The organism is Actinomyces sp. SKVG-SVH-4(1) (assembly GCF_048514265.1).
Lineage (GTDB): Bacteria > Actinomycetota > Actinomycetes > Actinomycetales > Actinomycetaceae > Actinomyces > Actinomyces oris.
The window spans coordinates 220,321-236,936 of sequence record NZ_JBGEVE010000003.1 but is presented as its reverse complement, the minus strand read 5'-3'; the positions used below and the strand labels follow the sequence as shown (position 1 = coordinate 236,936).

At 69.8% G+C, this 16,616-nt stretch carries 16 protein-coding genes and 1 tRNA gene; 7 read left to right on the top strand and 10 right to left on the bottom strand.

Annotation, left to right across the window (positions count from 1 at the left end; all coding sequences use genetic code 11):
* Positions 1-7 precede the first annotated feature (7 nt).
* Together secE and AB7V09_RS04380 are read right to left on the bottom strand one after the other, a co-directional pair.
* Positions 8-244 carry a preprotein translocase subunit SecE gene (gene secE, locus AB7V09_RS04385; RefSeq protein ID WP_003789264.1) on the bottom strand — a complete coding sequence of 79 codons (237 nt, stop codon included), beginning with the start codon at positions 242-244 and terminating at the stop codon, positions 8-10.
* A gap of 97 nt (positions 245-341) precedes the next feature.
* Positions 342-414, bottom strand: a tRNA-Trp gene (locus AB7V09_RS04380).
* Positions 415-633: 219 nt separating this feature from the next.
* Between AB7V09_RS04380 and AB7V09_RS04375 the strand changes: the two genes are divergently transcribed.
* Positions 634-1,848, top strand: a complete 1,215-nt coding sequence (locus AB7V09_RS04375) for a pyridoxal phosphate-dependent aminotransferase (RefSeq protein WP_101559512.1) — start codon at positions 634-636, stop codon at positions 1,846-1,848.
* A gap of 163 nt (positions 1,849-2,011) precedes the next feature.
* Complete coding sequence (locus AB7V09_RS04370; RefSeq protein WP_419143045.1) at positions 2,012-3,055, top strand: serine/arginine repetitive matrix protein 1; 1,044 nt, start codon at positions 2,012-2,014, stop codon at positions 3,053-3,055.
* A gap of 29 nt (positions 3,056-3,084) precedes the next feature.
* Here the strand turns inward: AB7V09_RS04370 and AB7V09_RS04365 are convergent, their stop codons facing one another.
* Positions 3,085-4,332, bottom strand: a complete 1,248-nt coding sequence (locus AB7V09_RS04365; protein WP_003789258.1) for a phosphotransferase — start codon at positions 4,330-4,332, stop codon at positions 3,085-3,087.
* 476 nt (positions 4,333-4,808) lie between these two features.
* On the opposite strand from AB7V09_RS04365, the gene AB7V09_RS04360 reads away from it, so the two are divergent.
* Positions 4,809-5,648: a hypothetical protein gene (locus AB7V09_RS04360; protein WP_419143044.1), complete on the top strand. Its 840-nt coding sequence runs from the start codon at positions 4,809-4,811 to the stop codon at positions 5,646-5,648.
* A 178-nt stretch (positions 5,649-5,826) separates the two neighbouring features.
* Positions 5,827-6,912 (top strand): adenosine deaminase, encoded by a 1,086-nt coding sequence (locus AB7V09_RS04355; protein ID WP_075414863.1) that lies wholly within the window; start codon positions 5,827-5,829, stop codon positions 6,910-6,912.
* A 307-nt stretch (positions 6,913-7,219) separates the two neighbouring features.
* Here the strand turns inward: AB7V09_RS04355 and AB7V09_RS04350 are convergent, their stop codons facing one another.
* From AB7V09_RS04350 to AB7V09_RS04340, 3 genes are all read right to left on the bottom strand, one after another.
* Positions 7,220-8,524 (bottom strand): UDP-N-acetylmuramate dehydrogenase, encoded by a 1,305-nt coding sequence (locus tag AB7V09_RS04350; RefSeq protein WP_009406219.1) that lies wholly within the window; start codon positions 8,522-8,524, stop codon positions 7,220-7,222.
* A gap of 103 nt (positions 8,525-8,627) precedes the next feature.
* Entirely contained in the window at positions 8,628-8,726 is a 99-nt protein-coding gene (locus tag AB7V09_RS04345) for a 30S ribosomal protein bS22 (protein ID WP_003792170.1), read from the bottom strand.
* Positions 8,727-8,872: 146 nt separating this feature from the next.
* Positions 8,873-9,115, bottom strand: a complete 243-nt coding sequence (locus AB7V09_RS04340; RefSeq protein ID WP_003789249.1) for a helix-turn-helix domain-containing protein — start codon at positions 9,113-9,115, stop codon at positions 8,873-8,875.
* 276 nt (positions 9,116-9,391) lie between these two features.
* Between AB7V09_RS04340 and AB7V09_RS04335 the strand changes: the two genes are divergently transcribed.
* Entirely contained in the window at positions 9,392-11,014 is a 1,623-nt protein-coding gene (locus tag AB7V09_RS04335; RefSeq protein ID WP_419143043.1) for a TrkH family potassium uptake protein, read from the top strand.
* Between the two features lie 62 nt (positions 11,015-11,076).
* Here AB7V09_RS04335 and AB7V09_RS04330 read toward each other — a convergent pair whose 3' ends face one another.
* Positions 11,077-11,787, bottom strand: coding sequence for a TetR/AcrR family transcriptional regulator (locus tag AB7V09_RS04330; protein ID WP_075414860.1), 711 nt, complete (start codon positions 11,785-11,787; stop codon positions 11,077-11,079).
* 122 nt (positions 11,788-11,909) lie between these two features.
* Between AB7V09_RS04330 and AB7V09_RS04325 the strand changes: the two genes are divergently transcribed.
* Both AB7V09_RS04325 and AB7V09_RS04320 read left to right on the top strand, forming a co-directional pair.
* On the top strand, positions 11,910-13,511 hold the full coding sequence (locus AB7V09_RS04325) for an MFS transporter (protein WP_419143042.1): 1,602 nt from the start codon (positions 11,910-11,912) through the stop codon (positions 13,509-13,511).
* 40 nt (positions 13,512-13,551) lie between these two features.
* Entirely contained in the window at positions 13,552-14,220 is a 669-nt protein-coding gene (locus tag AB7V09_RS04320; protein WP_009394109.1) for a potassium channel family protein, read from the top strand.
* 45 nt (positions 14,221-14,265) lie between these two features.
* Here AB7V09_RS04320 and dhaM read toward each other — a convergent pair whose 3' ends face one another.
* The 3 genes from dhaM to dhaK form a co-directional block, all read right to left on the bottom strand.
* Positions 14,266-14,682 (bottom strand): dihydroxyacetone kinase phosphoryl donor subunit DhaM, encoded by a 417-nt coding sequence (dhaM, locus tag AB7V09_RS04315; protein ID WP_314157435.1) that lies wholly within the window; start codon positions 14,680-14,682, stop codon positions 14,266-14,268.
* Positions 14,683-14,771: 89 nt separating this feature from the next.
* Positions 14,772-15,431: a dihydroxyacetone kinase subunit DhaL gene (gene dhaL, locus AB7V09_RS04310; RefSeq protein WP_003789237.1), complete on the bottom strand. Its 660-nt coding sequence runs from the start codon at positions 15,429-15,431 to the stop codon at positions 14,772-14,774.
* Positions 15,432-15,498: 67 nt separating this feature from the next.
* The gene (dhaK, locus tag AB7V09_RS04305; protein ID WP_419143041.1) at positions 15,499-16,524 is read right to left on the bottom strand and encodes a dihydroxyacetone kinase subunit DhaK; all 1,026 of its coding nucleotides are present in this window, start codon (positions 16,522-16,524) and stop codon (positions 15,499-15,501) included.
* Positions 16,525-16,616 lie beyond the last annotated feature (92 nt).

Here is a 16,616-nt window from a genome sequence, read left to right as displayed (position 1 = left end):
CGGGAGGTCAGGCGAAGAGCCACATGACGGCCCGGTTGAAGGCGAAGTCCAGTACCCCGGTGAAGGCCATGATGGCGATGATGAAGACGACCACTACCGTGAAGTAGGTCCACAGCTCGTTCATGGTGGGCCAGACGACTTTGCGCAGCTCGTCAATGACCTGGCGGATGAACAGGGCGATGCGCCCGAAGAAGCCGCGCTTGGTGGCCGACTTGCCTGTCGCGGCGCGTGCGCTCTCGCTCATAAATCTGGGTCCTCAGGGTCGACGGTCAGGTCAGTTCCCGCACAGCGGGGAGAAAGACGAAACCGACGGGATCTCCCGACAGATCCGCCGTTCTCAGCAGGGCAGGCGGGACTCGAACCCACAACCGCCGGTTTTGGAGACCGGTGCGCTACCAATTGCGCCACTGCCCTTCAGCGGTGCTCTAGTCTGCCATACGAGGAAGCCTTTGCGGTAACCGCAGGCCGTGGGGTGCGCCACGCCAGGGCCGGCCGGGGCGTGGCCACCATGCTGCGACCCAGGAGGAGCTCCGGGAGCTCCCGGAGGCGTCGCGGAGGCTCCCCGGTGTCGTCACCGGCAGATCCGACGTGTTTCAGACGCACGGATGTCGCCGGCCGTGGGACCATGGTCGGGTGACACCTGCACCCACGCACCGCGTTTCCGCCCGACTGTCCGCCATCGCCCCCTCCGCCACCCTGGCCGTCGACGCCAAGGCCAAGGCCCTCAAGGCCGCCGGCCGCCCCGTCATCGGCTTCGGCGCCGGGGAGCCCGACTTCCCCACCCCCGACTACATCGTTGAGGCCGCCGTCGCCGCCGCGAAGGACCCGGCCAACCACAAGTACTCCCCCGCCAAGGGCCTGCCGGTCCTGCGCGAGGCCATCGCCGCCAAGACGCTGCGCGACTCCGGCTACGAGGTCTCCCCCGACGACATCCTGGTCACCAACGGCGGTAAGCAGGCCGTCTTCCAGGCCTTCGCCGCACTCGTCGACCCCGGCGACGAGGTCCTGCTGCCCGCGCCCTACTGGACCACCTACCCTGAGGCCGTCGCCCTGGCCGGGGGGACCACGGTCGAGGTCTTCGCCGGGGCCGACCAGGACTACAAGGTCAGCGTCGACCAGCTCGAGGCCGCCCGCACCGAGCGCACCAAGGTGCTGCTGCTGTGCTCGCCGTCGAACCCGACCGGCTCGGTCTACACGCCCGAGGAGCTCACCGCCATCGGCCAGTGGGCCCTGGAGCACGGGATCTGGGTCATCACCGATGAGATCTACGAGCACCTCCTCTACGACGGCGCCCAGACCGCACACGTCGTCAAGCTGGTTCCCGAGCTGGCTGAGCAGACGATCGTCCTCAACGGCGTGGCCAAGACCTATGCCATGACCGGATGGCGCGTGGGCTGGATGATCGCCCCCAGCGACGTCATCAAGGCCGCCACCAACTTCCAGTCGCACCTGACCTCCAACGTCGCCAACGTCTCGCAGCGCGCGGCGCTGGCGGCCGTCAGCGGCGACCTGACCGCCGTCGAGCAGATGCGCACCGCCTTCGACCGGCGCCGGCGCACCATGGTGGAGATGCTCTCGCAGATCGAGGGGCTGACCGTGCCCGTGCCCCGCGGCGCCTTCTACGCCTACCCCAGCATCGAAGGCCTCGTGGGGCGTACGCTGCGCGGCACCACGATCGACAGCTCGGCCACACTGGCCGCGCTCATCCTCGAGCACGCCGAGGTCGCCATCGTTCCCGGTGAGGCCTTCGGCCCCTCGGGCTTCGTGCGGCTGTCCTACGCGCTGGGCGACGACGACCTGGTCGAGGGCGTGGGCCGGGTCCAGAAGCTGCTGGCCGAGGTCGAGTAGCGCCTGAGGCTCCACCCCTCCGCCTCCTCACCGAGCCGGGCAGGTTTCGCGCAAGCCGACAGAAAGTCTGTCGGGCGCCGCAAAACCTGCCCGGCTCAGCGTTTGATACCAATGTGGTTGCGGACGGGCCTTCCGCGTCCTTCAGAGACCTATCATCCGATTCGTGCCCGCCCACACTCCCGACGATGAACGTCGTGCCGCCGATCCCAGTACTGAGCCCGAGGTGCTGGAGTACCTCGCCAAGGCATTTCCCGATCTGCGACCGGTCGTCGCCGCCAATCCCGCTATCCCCGCGGTGCTGCGCGAGCAGGTTCTCCAGATGGGCGCGAACGATCTCCCCAACGTCTCACCCGCATCCCCCACCAACGCCACGGACGCATCAGACACGAACCGTCCGAGGACTGCGGAAACCGCGTGCCTGCCCACGGCATCAACCGCGGACTACAGCAGCGTCTCGACGTACTCCGTGATCCCCGTCGAGACAGCTCCTCAGACGATGGTGCTGGGAGCCTCGTCGGCAGCGCCAGCGACGGCTTCAGCTCCAGGGACCGCAGCGCCGCCCGCGTCCGGCACCGCCCCAGCAGTCTCGACGGCACCGCCCCTCAACCGTCCTGCGCCTCGTTCCAGCTCTCATGCTGGGCTGATGACCACACTGGTTGTCGTTCTGATCCTCGTGGTCGCTGCGGCCGGAGTCCTCGGCGGCATGCTGCTGGCGAACCGAGGACGACAGTCCGATACGACATCCGCCTCGGCCGCCACTGCGGCCCCATCCTCAAGCGCGGGTACTGCAGCAGAGCAGGCCGCACCTCCCACCGCCGGGCCGATACTCCCCAGCGGCCCCGCCCTTCCCACGTCCACAACGACGTACTCCTACCAGTACGTGGACACCCCGTCGAAGAACATCTCCTGCGTCCTCTCCAACGAAGGAGTCGGTTGCTCGATCCTGGAGAGGAGCTACGCCTCCTCCGGGATGCAGGACTGCCCCGACCGGGAGTTCTCCATCGTGGCGCTCGCCGGTCGCACCGAGGTCCGCTGCGGAGAGGAGTACCTGGGACAGCCCGGGGACACCTTCCACACGCTCGAGTACGGGGAGACCACGACGTTCTCCGACTACGCCTGCACCTCGCAGTCCAAGGGGATGACCTGCTGGAACACGATCACTGGACGAGGATTCACCATCTCCAGGAAGTCACTCATCCGCTTCTGACGGCCTCGAGCCGAGCGTCCGGCGGACTGTCAGTGGGCGCCGCGGCGGGCCTGGATCTCGCGGCCCTGCGCCAGCCAGGTCTCGGCGCGGGCCAGGCGACCCTCGGCGTCGGGGCGCCACGGACCGCCGTCCTCGCGGCGGGCGCCGGCCACCAGGGACAGGACCACACCGGCGCAGCGGGCACGCAGGGAGACCGGATCCACCTGCCGCTCGGCCATGCGGGTCCAGGTCTCCAGGATGGGACGCAGCTTCGGGTAGGAAGCGGGCGCCAGGTGGTCCAGCACGCTGACATGCCCCAGCAGGCAGGCCAGGTCGTCAACCCGGTAGCCGGGCCCCAGGGAGTCCACGTCGAGCAGACTGGTGACGGACTCGCCCTCCATGAGGACATTGGCCTCGTAGAAGTCGCCGTGGACCGGGACCGGCCGACCAGCATCGGAGGCGGCCATGAGCTGCTCGACCCCCTCGGCGACGGCCCGGGCGCGGGCGGCGTGCTCGGGCAGGACCGTGGCGGCGGCGTGCGCGTAGTGGCGGGCCCGCTCCGACCAGGCGGCGTGCGCCGGCAGCTGCATGGCACTGGCCGGCAGGGCGTCCAGCAGTGAGATGAGGCCGTTGAAGACGCGTTCGCTGCGCGACACGCTCATGCCCTGGGACAGCAGACCGGAGAGGGCCACTCCCCGACCTGTGGACAGCAGCACGAGCCCGTCGGGATCCTCCCGCAGAACCTCGGGAGCGGGCACGCCTGAGGCCGTCAGCAGGCGGTGGCGCTGGGCGAAGGAGGGGGCCTGGCTCGGGCGCAGGACCTTGGCGTAGGCGGTGGTCTCATCCGGGAAGGTGGCGCGCACGACCGCTCGACGGGTGGGACGGTAGGCGACCATCGTGGCCTTGACCTGCGTGCCGATCCGGGCCGAGAGCAGCGAGGGCGTGCAGGCCACCACCAGGCCGGGAAGCTCGGGGTCGGCCGGGTGGCGCCACACATGGACCGCGGGGCCGTCCCCGCCGGTGGGGGCTACCCGGGTCAGTCCCGGTGCGTGCGGGTTGGACAGGCGAGCCGTCGTGGCGCACAGGTACTCGGTGGTGGAGCGCCCGTTGGGCGCGACGACAACGGCCGTGTACCCCACGGACACCCCCGCTCCGGGGCGATGGTGGACTGAGTGGACCTCCCAGCTGGCCAGACGCTGGCCGGCCGGGGCGAGGGCGGCGGAGAGCACGGACGCGGCACGCGGCCCCGTCAGCAGGGCCACCTCCTCGGGCTCCTGGGACGCCGACGAGTGGTTCATAGCAGTTAGTCTGCCCCACCCACCTGGTGGTTCGCCTCCAAAACGGGCCCGGGTGTTCGACAACAGCGGAAGCCCACCCATCCCTGGGGCGGTGCACTGGGTGGCCAACGTGGAGTACGTGCAGGACGGCAGATCTGTCACTCCTGGCGACTTTTAGGTCGGCTCGGGGAGGGGGCGCCGGGACGTTGCCCTCTATCTGCGCAGGTCAGCGCCGTTCCCTCCTGTCGCAGGCTGTCGGTACCGGGCGGAAAAGTCGCCAATCGTGACAACGAAGGCACTGACAACACCGAGGGATGCCCGACGTTATCCACAGCGCCACCCCATGTCTTTTACCTCTAAGCACTGTTTGACATGATTTAAATATGTTTGATGATGTCCGTCGGAGTGATGTGCGCGCCCGGCTACTGGCCAGGAACGGCGCAGCCCGGCTCTCCTCACTGAGCCTCACCCGGTCAGAGCGCAGGACAGTGGCGCGCATGCTGTCTGAGAAGGCGTTGACCTCCCACCCCGGTCACGTCGTGTCCCTTCCGTCGGCCAAGACCTTCGTCGTCACCTGCCGCCGACTGGGAGGCGTGGTGAGCTGTGGACACGCGATGAAGCACTACGGCATTCCGCTGAGGACATCATCCGGTGTTCTCCATGTCGCCATCCCGGCACAGCGAAGCCGCGTTCCCAATGCGATCGGCCGCACCGTGGTCCACCGCGTCAGGGGACTGGCCTTGCCCGAGGACACTCAACCACCGGTGGCGCAGGTCGAGCAGGCTCTCATCTGCTTCATGCGCTGCGCCGATAAGCTCGATGCCCTCATCGCTCTGGATGCGGCCCTGCGCCTGGGATACACGACCCGCGCTCAGCTGGAATCCGCGTTGCCGGGCCCGCGCAACGCACCGCTGCGCTCCCTGCTCTCCCAGGCCTGCCCGGGGGCGCGCTCCCTGCTGGAGACGATCGCCCGCCACGACCTGGAGCAGGCCGGCTACCGCCCCGTCGCGGCGGTCATGGTGGACGGGGTCGGCGAGGTGGACCTGGTTCTCAGCCGGAGGCCTCAGGCGATCGTTCCCGGGCCTGCGGAGGGCACCCATGTCCTCACCGCGGCGGCCTGCCCGGCCCTGCTCATCGAGACGGACGGCTACACCTACCACTCCTCCCGCCCGGACTGGCACAGCGACCACCTACGCGATCAGGCCGCTCTCGCGCGTGGCCATACTCCGCTGCGCCTCACCAGCAACCAGGTACTGGATCGGGAGACGGTGCGGATCGTCTCCCCAGTGGCGCGCCGGCTCGGAATCCACCCGGATGTCACTCCTGGCGACTTTTAGGTCGAGTTGAGGCGGGGTGGCCGGGCACCTCTCCCCTATCTGCGCTGGTCCGCTCCCTCCTCTCCCCTCGCAGGCTGTCAGTGGCTCCGGGAAAAGTCGCCAATCGTGACACTTCGGTGCCTCCTGCCTCGCGTGGGAGAGCTGCCGGTGGGGTGCGAACGCGTGGAAGAATCCACCCATGCGAGACCTCGCCACTCTTCCCAAGGCGCACCTGCACCTGCACTTCACGGGGTCGATGCGCCTGGAGACCCTCATTGAGCTCGCCTCCAGCGCGCGCACGCGCCTGCCCTCGAACTTCCTGGACGGCGACCCCCTGCGCGTGCCCGCTGACCGGCGCGGCTGGTTCCGCTTCCAGCGCGCCTATGACACGGCGCGGGCCCTGGTGCGCACGGAGGAGGTCATGCGCCGCATCGTCCTGGAGGCCGCTCTGGATGATGCCGCCGAGGGCTCGCGCCGCCTGGAGATCCAGGTCGACCCGACCAGCTACGCCCCCTTCGTCGGCGGGATCACCCCGGCCCTGGAGATCATCCTCGATGCCGCCAAGCAGGCCACGACTCTGAGCGGGGTGGAGGTGGCGGTCATCGTGGCGGCCTCCCGGATGCGTCACCCGTTGGACGCCCGCACGCTTGCGCGCCTGGCGGTACGCTACGCCGGGGATCAGCCGGGCGAGGTGATCGGCTTCGGCCTGTCCAACGATGAGCGCGCCGGGCAGACGTCCTCCTGGGAGCGGGCCTTCGCCATCGCCCGCCGGGGCGGATTGGCCTCCATGCCGCACGGAGGGGAGCTCTTAGGGCCCGACCACCTGCGTGAGGTCGTCTCCTGCCTCGGCCCCACACGCCTGGGCCACGGGGTTCGCGCCGGTGAGGACCCCGCACTGCTGGACGCGATCGTCGCTTCCGGCATCAGCCTCGAGGTCTGCCCCGCCTCCAACGTGAGCCTGGGCGTCTATCACAGCCCCGACGACGTCCCTCTACGTAGGCTCATGAGCCACGGTGCGCAGATCGCCCTGAGCGCCGATGACCCCCTGCTCTTCCAGTCCCGGCTCGTCGACCAGTACGAGATCGCCCGGACCCTGGGCTGCGGCGACGCCGAGCTGGCCGAACTGGCCCGCGGCTCGATCCGCGCCTGCCTGGCCTCCCCGACGGCGAAGCAGACCTGGCTGGCCGAGGTGGACGCCTGGCTGGCGGCGCCCGACCAGGCTCCAGGAGCGCAGTCCGACGGCCCGGAGGCCGGCGACCTCGAGTCTCGCGCGGCTGCGCGCTAGGGGCTAGAACCGGCAGCGAGCACGCCCGGATAAGGACTCTGAGACGCAGAACCACGCCCCAGGGACAGGGAAAGTGCCCGCAGCGACCGCTCCCCAGAGCCAGGGGCGCCCGCGACGGACCACATGCTCGCGCGGTGAACTACGGGGCTACCGGGGCTTTGGACAGGCAACCTAAATGCCGACCTGGACGGGCTCGGACACAAGGGGGACGCCATTGCGCTCATGCACGCCGGCCACCATCACATTGCACAGGCACCCCGGGACGCGCCGACACTTACCGGGGCCGCCGGGGCTTTGGACAGGCGGCCTAGAAGCCGACCTGGACGGGCTCGGGCACAAGGGTGACGCCGTAGCGCTCACGCACGCCGGCCACCACCGCGTCACGCAGGCGCGCCAGGTCCGCACCGGTCGCGCCGCCCCGGTTGGTCAGGGCCAGCACGTGCTTGGTGGACAGCCCGGCCGGTGCGCCGGTCTCCACGGCGAAGCCCTTGCTGAAGCCGGCGTGGTCGATGAGCCAGGCGGCGCTGGTCTTAACCAGCCCCTCGATGACGGGGGCGGCCTTGGTTCCGAGCACCACCTGCGAGTGGTCGGTGACCGGGAAGCGCGGCGCGTCCTCCGGCAGCTGCTCGGCCTGCTCCGTGGTCAGGATCGGGTTGGTGAAGAAGGACCCGGCCGACCAGGTGTCGTGGTCGGTGCCGTCCAGCACCATCCCCTTGGAGCGGCGCAGCTCGAGAACCGCCTCACGCAGCTCGCGCTCGGGCACACGCTCACCCAGCTCAACGCCGAGCGCCCCGGCCAGCTGGGAGTAGGCGATCCGGGAGGACAGGGAGCCCTGCCGCACGGCGAAGGTGGCGTCGAGGACCACCCAGCGCCCGGTCGGCCCCCACAGGCGCCCGCCCCCCACCTCGGTGTCGGTGAGGGACTGCTTGAGGCGCGAATCCCGGTAGGCCAGCCCCAGCTCACCCAGGGCCAGCCAGACCACCCGATTGCGCAGGCGGTCCCAGGCGCGCACGCTGGCGATGAGCTCGGCGACCTCGGCGCCGTAGGCCCCGATGTTCTGCACGGGGGCGGCGCCCACCGTGCCGGGAATCCCGGACAGGGGCGCGAACCCGGCCCACTGGCTGGCGATGGCCTCGCGCACCAGGTCGTCCCAGGTGGTTCCGGCGGTGGCGGTGACCTCGACGCCGCCGCACACCGAGTCCGAGACGAGCGAGACCTCGGCGCGGGCGTCCCGGATGACGAGACCGTCGAAGCCGGCGTCGGAGGCCATGATGTTGGAGCCGCCGCCGATGACGAGGACGGGCGTTCCGGCGGCGTCGGCCTCGCGGATCGCCTCGGTCAGCTCGCTCTGCGTGGTGGCCTCGACGTAGCTGCCCACCGGGCCGCCCACACGAAGCGTGGTCAGCTCGGCCAGGCTGGTCGGCCGGGCGCCGGAGCCGGGCGTGTGCGCCAGGGCCTGGACGGGTGCGGGCCAGGCGGACGGGTCGACGTCAACGCTCAGCGGGACGGTGCAGTCGCCTGCCACCAGCTGCGGCTCGATCGACGGCGCAGCCGGCACCGTCGAGGCCTCAGCGGGGGCAGCGGGGGCGCGGTCATCTGGGGTGGTGGTCAACGGAGGTCTCCGCTCTTTCTGATCGGTTCCTCGTGAGACAAGCAGGGCCCCGCTCACACCAGTAGTGTGCACGGAGCCCCGAGACGCGGACGGGCCGCTCGTCTCACTTCTTGTTGCGACGCTGGTGACGCGTCTTGCGAAGCAGCTTGCGGTGCTTCTTCTTGGCCATGCGCTTGCGGCGCTTCTTGATGACGGATCCCATGAGATCTCCTCGCAGTTCGCTTGTAGTGCCCGCAGACCCTCCCTGCGGGCCGAGGCAGGCCGGCGAGGGTTATGCCATGGGGCGGTTGGTCGGCGCGTGAGGCTCAGCGGCCGACCACGCAGGTGACCGCCTGAGTGTAGCGGCTCCTAGGACCCTGATGCCTCTGACGCGTCGTGGCCCCAGTCACCCAGCCCTGCGGACAGGTAGTCGTGAACGGCGCGCTCGGGGACGCGGAAGGATCGTCCGACCTGCATCGCGGGCAGGTCGCCGGAGTGCACCATCCGGTAGACGGTCATCTTGGACACGCGCAGCATCGCCGCCACCTCAGCCACGGTGAGGAACGAGGGGGCGCCGGAGGCGCTGGGGGATGTGGGAAGGCCCGGTGCCATGAGCTTGAGGTCCGTTCGTCGCGGGTGGCCCCGTCGGGGCAGGAACACAGCCAATATATCTCCGCACCAGCCTTCGCACAGGGTTTCTCGGGCCCCATTCGCCACAGGCGTCGCATTTCACACTCGGTCACCAATTGTCGCTGCGGCATCCTCACAGATCCGCCCCCGATCCGGCCGTCAGGACGGCGAGCACCGGAGCCCGCTCACCGGCCCCACTCGAACACACCCGACCCACGACGCCGGGAAACGTGACGAAGCCCCACCAGCGGGACCACAATGGCGACCGTGCCCCAGACAGACACCGCCCAGGACCCGGAGCCCGGCCGCGGATCCCGCGACGAGACCCCGACCGGGAAGCGCGGCGCCTCCCAGGCCGGCCGGCGCCGTCAGGCCCACTGGCACGCCCCACTCGTGGGCGTCGTCGGCCATGCGTGGAAGCGCCACAAGAAGCCCCCGAATTCCAGAGAGGGAGCCGGCCCCCTCGAGGAGCCGCTGCCCCGCCCCCCGCTGCCGGGTACGGAGCCCACCGGGATTCGCCGCCTGCTCAGGCACATCGAGCCCCTCGGCCAGATCGCGAGGGCCGCCCGCTTCTACCCGGCCCGGCTGGCCGTGATCGTCTTCGCGGCCATCATCGTGGTGGTGACCGGCCTCCTCAGCCTCCCCATCGCCACGACCAGTGGGGAGCACGCCGACTTCCTCGACGCCCTGTTCACCGCCACCTCGGCCGTGTGCGTCACCGGCCTGAGCACGGTGGACACGGCTGCCTACTGGTCCACCTTCGGACACGTCGTCATCATCCTGGCCGCGGCCGTGGGCGGTCTGGGCGTCATGACCCTGGCCTCCCTGCTGTCCCTGGCGGTGTCCCGGCACGTGGGACTGACTCAGCGGATGCTGGCGGCCTCGGAGAACCAGTCGCGCCTGGGCGAGGTGGGGCGGCTGCTACGCGCCGTCATCTACACGGCCGCCGGCTGCGAGCTCCTCCTGACGCTCATGCTGCTGCCACCCTTCCTCAGTCACGGCCTCGATGTGGGCCACGCCCTGTGGTACGCGGTCTTCATGGCGCTGTCGATCTTCAACAACGCCGGCTTCGTCATCATGCCCGAGGGCCTGGAGGCCTACTCCACCGACTGGTGGATCGGCTTGCCGATCATCGTGGGGACCTTCATGGGCGCCGTCGGCTTCCCCGTCATCCTGGACATCATGGGCCGACGCCGCCGCCCCCGTACATGGAGCCTGCACACCAAGCTGACCCTGACGACCTACCTGGCCCTCACGGTCGCCTCGACCATCGCCATCGCCACCTTCGAGTGGAACAATCCGCTCACCTACGGCTCCCTGCCCACGAGCGGGAAGATCATGACCGCGCTCGTCAACGGCGTCAACGCCCGCTCCTCAGGGCTGTCCACGATCCCGCCCGAGCACATGCACGAGGCGACCTGGTTCCTCCAGGACGCCCTCATGTTCGTCGGTGGCGGCTCGGCCTCGACAGCCGGCGGCATCAAGGTGACGACCTTCGCGGTCCTGCTGCTGGCGATCCTCGCCGAGGCCCGCGGCGACCAGGACATCGAGGCCTTCGGGCGGCGCATCACCCCCTCAACCGTTCGCCTGAGCGTGGCGGTGGCCTTCATCGGCTCCAGCATCATCGGACTGGCCACGCTCCTGCTGCTGCAGATGACCAACCTGTCCCTGGACCGAATCCTCTTCGAGGTCATCAGCGCCTTCGCCACCGTGGGCCTGTCCACGGGCATCACGCCCTCCCTGCCGGACGGCGCCAAGTACGTCATCGTGGCGCTCATGTTCGTCGGCCGCGTGGGCACGATGACGGCGGCCAGCGCCCTGGCGCTGCGCGAGCGGCGCCGCGTCATCCGGATGCCCGAGGCAAGCCCGATGATCGGCTAGCGCCCACCGCCCTGCTCTCCGCACTTGCTCACCCGAGAGCCTGCAAGCACCAGGGAGAACGATCAGCTCCCCTCGGGTTTCTGCCCATCCGGCGCGAGCAGGTGCCCAAGGGTCGCGGCCGCACTCTCCACGTCCGCGCGGCCGGTGATGAGCTGCTCGACGATGAGACCGAAGGAGACGCTCTGGATGAGGGAGGCCAGCTGCTCGGGACTCAGACGGCTGGAGATCGTCCCCACCCTCTGCCCGTTGCGGCACAGTCGGATCAGGCCGCTGCGGATGTCGTGGTAGTTCTCCTGGACCATGACAGACATCTCAGGATCGCGAGTCAGCTCACCCCAGGCGTGGTAGGCCAGCGGCGCCCAGGCACTCAGTCCGACATCGTCAGCATCCTTGCGGACCTCGCCTCGCCGAGCGGAGGTCCGCCGCGAGGTGGAGTCCGCCTCGCCAACGTGCTGCTCAGCGTCGTCGCGCTCGTAGTTGAGCAGGACGAGCGCCTCGATGAATCCCTGCTTGAAGTCCGGCAGCACCTCGGACTCGGCGAGCTGCTTGATCCGCTCGACGAGCGGTCCCATACGCCGAGTCAGGACCTCGCGCACAAGTGAGCGCTTGCCCTCGGGGAAGTAGCGGTAGACCGTCGATGACGACATTCCGGCCGCGGCAATGACCTCATCCATGGAGGCGGCCTGGAAGCCGCTGCGCGCGAAGCACTCCTCGGCGGCCTGCAGGATCCGGTCGGTCTGACGCTCCCGGTAGGCGGCGGTCACTCGTGGCATGAGTTCAGGATAAGCGACTCAGAGCACACTCCAAATCGAAACGATCGTTGTTGACTGACCGCCACACGCTCCCTAGACTTCCGAACACAAGCGAAAACGATCATTTTGATATGGAGGTCGCAATGACATCCCCAGTGGCATCCACCCTCAAGGAGCGGACCGAGTCGGCACAAGAGACACAGGAGGAGACGACCGTCATGACCGCGCGGCGCCCCAATCGCCGTGCGGTCATGGTCAGTGCCGTCCTCACCCAGCTGATGATCGTCCTGGACCTGACGATCATCGCCATCGCCCTGCCGCACATGCAGGAGGACCTGGGGATGACCGTGTCCCAGAGCCCGTGGACGGTCACCGGCTACAGCCTGGCCTTCGGCGGCCTCGTGCTCTTCGGGGGAAGGCTCTGCGCCGTGGTCGGCATCCGCCGCTCCTACCAGGTCGGTCTGATCGGATTCGGGATCGCCAGCCTCGCAGCCGGGATGGCGACCTCCTTCCCCGTCCTGCTGGCGGCCCGCGTGGCCCAGGGCTGCTTCGGCGCCCTGCTGGCCCCCACCTCACAGTCGCTGCTCAATGTCACCTTCACCGAGCGCACTGAGCGCGAACGGGTCTTCGCGATCTTCGGCGCCACTGGCGGCCTGGGAGCGGCCGTCGGACTGCTTGTCGGCGGAGCACTGACCGACTGGTTCAGCTGGCGCTGGGCCCTCTACATCAACATTCTCCTGGCTGCCGCCGCCCTGCTCATCGGGCAGCGCAGCCTTCCGCCGGCCGACCAGCGCGACCGCGGCTCACGCATCACTGATGACCTGAGCGGCCTGGTACTGGGCTGCGGAGCCTGCTTCAGCGCCGTCTACGGGCTCGACCGGGCCCAGCAGACCTCCTGGACCTCCACGTCGACCGTCAGCTGGCTGGCCCTGGGCGGCATCGCCGCGGTGCTGTTCGTGGTCCGTGAGCGCTTCGCGAGCCGCCCGGTGCTGCCCCTGTCGATGATGGCACTGCCAGTGCGGGCGGCCTCCTACGCCACGCAGTTCGTCGTCGGCGCCGCCCAGATGGGGGCGATCATCTACCTGACCTACTACATGCAGAACCACTTCGGTTACTCGCCCCTCAAGAGCGGGGTCGTCTTCCTCCCGATGGTCCTTGCGTTGATCGCCACCGCGATCCCGGCCGGGCGCATCATCGTGCCCAGGCTCGGGGCGCGCGGCACCCTGCCACTGGGGCTGGCAGTATTGGCGGGATCCTTCCTCATCTTCTCCCGTATGACCACGGAATCGACTTACGAGCACGTGGCACTGCCCGGCCTCATCGTCTTCGGGATGGGCCTGGGGCTGACGATGCCGGTCACCTTCAACTCCGGCACTCGCGGGGTGGATGCGAAGCGGACCGGACTGGCCTCGGCGATCCTGAGTGCCGCGCAGCAGATCGGCGGCTCCTTCGGGGTGGCGCTCATGACCTCCTACGCCACCCAGCACGCCCAGGATTACGTGACCGACCATGCCGCTGGGGTCAGGGCGGAAGCCATGGAGGCGATGATGCGCGCTCAGGCACTGCCGCAGTCGCCCACGGGCAAGCAGATCATCGAGACCCTCAAGGCCCAGCTCGTCGACCGCGCGCAGATCGAGGCCTACTCCGGCGGCTTCACGATGATGACGTGGCTCCTGGCCGGGGCGGCGACGGTCCTGGTGGCCTGCGGGATCGGCCTGAGCCTCCGTCGTCGCCGCAGGAGGTAGCGTAGGGGCCACTGCCTCACGGCCGACCTCAGGAGATCTCATGCCTGCCCCGCTCTCGCGCACCGACTCCACGCTCGTCATCGGGCTGGGACGCTTCGGCTCGGCCGTGGCCGCCACCCTGGACCGGCTGGGGCGCGAGGTGCTGGCCGTGGAGGCCAATCCCGCGACCGTGCGGCAGTGGACCGGCCGCATCCCCCTGGTGGAGGCCGATGCCACGGACGTGGAGGCCCTCGAGCAGCTGGGCGCCACCGAGTTCGGCACCGCGGTCGTGGGGGTGGCGACCTCCCTGGAGGCCTCCGTCCTCATCACCGGTAACCTCGTGGACCTCGAGACCCCCCAGATCTGGGCCAAGGCCATCTCCCGCGCCCATGGCCGCATCCTGCGCCGCATCGGCGCCCAGCACGTCGTCTACCCCGAGTTCGACGCCGGTCAGCGTGCCGCCCACCTCGTCTCAGGCCGCATGCTCGACTACATCGAGATGGAGAAGGGCGGCTTCACCATTGTCAAGATGCGTCCGCCCACGGAGCTGCACGGATTCACCATCGGGCAGTCCAAGGTGCGCTCGCGCTACGGGGTGACCGTCTTCGGCCTCATGAGCCCGGGCGAGCCCTTCGAGTACGCCACCCCGGACACCCTGGTCTCAGCCGAGGACGTGCTCGTCGTCGGTGGGGACGCCGCCCTCCTGGAGCGCTTCGCCAACCGCGCGTGAACCGGCCCGGCGGCCCCTGACGCGACGACGCGCGTCAGAAGCACGTCAGAAGGCGGCCACCTGGGAACGCTTGGCCTCGGCGGCGCCGTCGGCCTCAGCGGCCACGGCCTGAAGATCCTTGCCGATACCGGCTGCGCCGTAGGCGCCGAGCAACCCCTCGACGAAGGGCGCCGCCGACAGGCGCGTCCGCTCGGCGAGGGCCGGATCGAGCATCTCCAGAGCCATCTCGGCGCTCATGACTCCGCTGCCCAGGTCGGCCAGGACCAGGACGCCCTCGCAGTGCTCAGCCAGGCGCTCCACGGCCTCGACGACGGCCCCGGGGTCGGTACCCAGACCGCCGTCTGCCAGGCCCGCGGCCAGCTCGACGGGGACGTCGACGGCCACGATGAGCCGGCGCGCCAGGTCCATGGCGGCCTCGGCCAGGGCCCGGGAGTGGGAGACCAGGACGATGCCGACGCTCACGGCGCCACCGCTCGGCCGCTCCGGCTCAGGGACCGCTGGGGACTGGGGAAGGTTGGCGGGATTCTCAGGACTCACGGGGTTCACGGGGCTCACGACGCCCTTCCGGACACGACGTCGTCGAGGGCCGTCAGCAGCAGGACGGTGGAGGCGGCACCGGGGTCGATGTGCCCCACCGAGCGCTCCCCCAGGTAGGAGGCCCGTCCCTTGGTGGCCACCATGGGCTTGGTGGCCTCGCGCCCCTCGGCGGCGGCCTGCGCGGCGGCCGCGACGCCGGCGGCGAGGTCGCCGGGGTGGGCGCGCAGGGCCTCCAGGGCCGGGCTCCAGGCATCGAGCATGGTCTTCTCCCCCGTGGTGGCCCGCCCCCGTGCGGCGAGGCCGCCGACCCCGGCCTCCAGGGCGCCCGCGAGCGCCTGGGCGTCGAGCACCTCCAGGCCGGCCACGGCGCCCCCGGCGCGCAGGAAGAAGGTGCCGTACAGGGGCCCGGAGGCGCCGCCGACGGTGGAGACCAGGGTGGTGCCGACCTTCTTGAGCAGGGCATCGGCGCTGGCGAAGCTGCCGGCCTGCACCGCCTCGGCGGCAGCGGCCAGGCCGCGCTTCATGTTGGTGCCGTGATCGGCGTCGCCGATGGCGGCGTCCAGGTCGGTGAGCTCCTCGGCGTGCTCGGCGATGAGTGCGGCGCTACGGCGCACCCAAGTAGCCAAGTCCGCCACGCTCAGCGAGTGGCGGGCGGCTCCCACCTCTGCGGTCATGTCGCTTCTCCTTACAGTCTCCTTGGGGTGCCCGCAGGCGATCGGGCACCCCGATTGTGTCAGGTCCTCACGCTCCCCAGCGCAGGCCGGGCGTGTTGACTGGGGCGTCCCACAGGCTCAGCAGCTCGGCGTCAGCACGCACCAGGGTCAGGGAGCAGCCGGCCATGTCGAGGCTGGTGATGTAGTTGCCCACGAGGTTGCGGGCCACGGTGATCCCGGCACCCTCAAGGAGGCGGGCGATCTCCCCGTACATGAGGTAGAGCTCGAGCAGCGGGGTGGCACCCATGCCGTTAACCATGGCAATGACGCCCTCGTCGGCGCCGGCACTGTCCAGCTCGGTGAGCGCGGTGAGCTCAGCCAGGATGGGGGTGACGAGACGCTCAGCGATCTCTGCGGCGGGGGCGATCTTCTCGCGGCGGCGTCCGGGCTCGCCGTGGATGCCGATGCCGATCTCCATCTCGCCCTCGGGCAGGTCGAAGGAGGGCTTGCCGTTGGTCGGGACGGTGCAGGAGGTCAGGGCCATCCCCATGGACCTGCCGGCGGCGTTGACGCGCGCGGCGATACCGGCGACCTCGTCCAGCGGGCGTCCCTGCTCGGCGGCGGCGCCGGCGATCTTCTCCACCATGACGGTCACGCCCACGCCGCGGCGTCCGGCGGTGTAGAGGGAGTCCTCGACGGCGACGTCGTCGTTGGTGACGACGCTGGCCACCTGGATGCCGGACTCGGCCTCGACGATCTCGGCGGCCATCTCGAAGTTCATGACGTCGCCGGTGTAGTTCTTGACGATGTGCAGAACGCCGGCTCCACGGTCGACGGCGCTGGTGGCGGCCACCACCTGGTCGGGGACCGGGGAGGTGAAGATCTCTCCGGCGCAGGCGGCGTCGAGCATGCCGGTGCCCACGAAGCCGCCGTGGAGGGGCTCGTGCCCGCTGCCTCCCCCGGAGATGATGGCGACCTTGCCCTGCTCCTTGGGTCGGCGGCGGTAGACGATGTGCTGGTCGAGGTCGATGTCGAGCTCGTGGGGGTGGGCGGCGGCCATGCCCCGCAGGGTGTCCGTGACCACGTTGTCAACGGCGTTGATAAGTTTCTTCATGGCGCTGACGCTACCGCGCCACGGGCCCGCGTGGGGCGTCTCGGGCACTAAGGACCTCGCCCCGTGCACATCGGTGCAGGTTGCCGAGGCCT

Bases quoted from the DNA above. Each gene is read 5' to 3' on its own strand.
- secE (WP_003789264.1), bottom strand. From the start codon at position 244: ATGAGCGAGAGCGCACGCGCCGCGACAGGCAAGTCGGCCACCAAGCGC.
- AB7V09_RS04365 (WP_003789258.1), bottom strand. From the start codon at position 4,332: ATGAACCACTCGTCGGCGTCCCAGGAGCCCGAGGAGGTGGCCCTGCTG.
- AB7V09_RS04360 (WP_419143044.1), top strand. From the start codon at position 4,809: ATGCTGTCTGAGAAGGCGTTGACCTCCCACCCCGGTCACGTCGTGTCC.
- AB7V09_RS04355 (WP_075414863.1), top strand. From the start codon at position 5,827: ATGCGAGACCTCGCCACTCTTCCCAAGGCGCACCTGCACCTGCACTTC.
- AB7V09_RS04345 (WP_003792170.1), bottom strand. From the start codon at position 8,726: ATGGGATCCGTCATCAAGAAGCGCCGCAAGCGCATGGCCAAGAAGAAG.
- AB7V09_RS04340 (WP_003789249.1), bottom strand. From the start codon at position 9,115: ATGGCACCGGGCCTTCCCACATCCCCCAGCGCCTCCGGCGCCCCCTCG.
- AB7V09_RS04335 (WP_419143043.1), top strand. From the start codon at position 9,392: ATGGCGACCGTGCCCCAGACAGACACCGCCCAGGACCCGGAGCCCGGC.
- AB7V09_RS04330 (WP_075414860.1), bottom strand. From the start codon at position 11,787: ATGCCACGAGTGACCGCCGCCTACCGGGAGCGTCAGACCGACCGGATC.
- AB7V09_RS04325 (WP_419143042.1), top strand. From the start codon at position 11,910: ATGACATCCCCAGTGGCATCCACCCTCAAGGAGCGGACCGAGTCGGCA.
- AB7V09_RS04320 (WP_009394109.1), top strand. From the start codon at position 13,552: ATGCCTGCCCCGCTCTCGCGCACCGACTCCACGCTCGTCATCGGGCTG.
- dhaL (WP_003789237.1), bottom strand. From the start codon at position 15,431: ATGACCGCAGAGGTGGGAGCCGCCCGCCACTCGCTGAGCGTGGCGGAC.
- dhaK (WP_419143041.1), bottom strand. From the start codon at position 16,524: ATGAAGAAACTTATCAACGCCGTTGACAACGTGGTCACGGACACCCTG.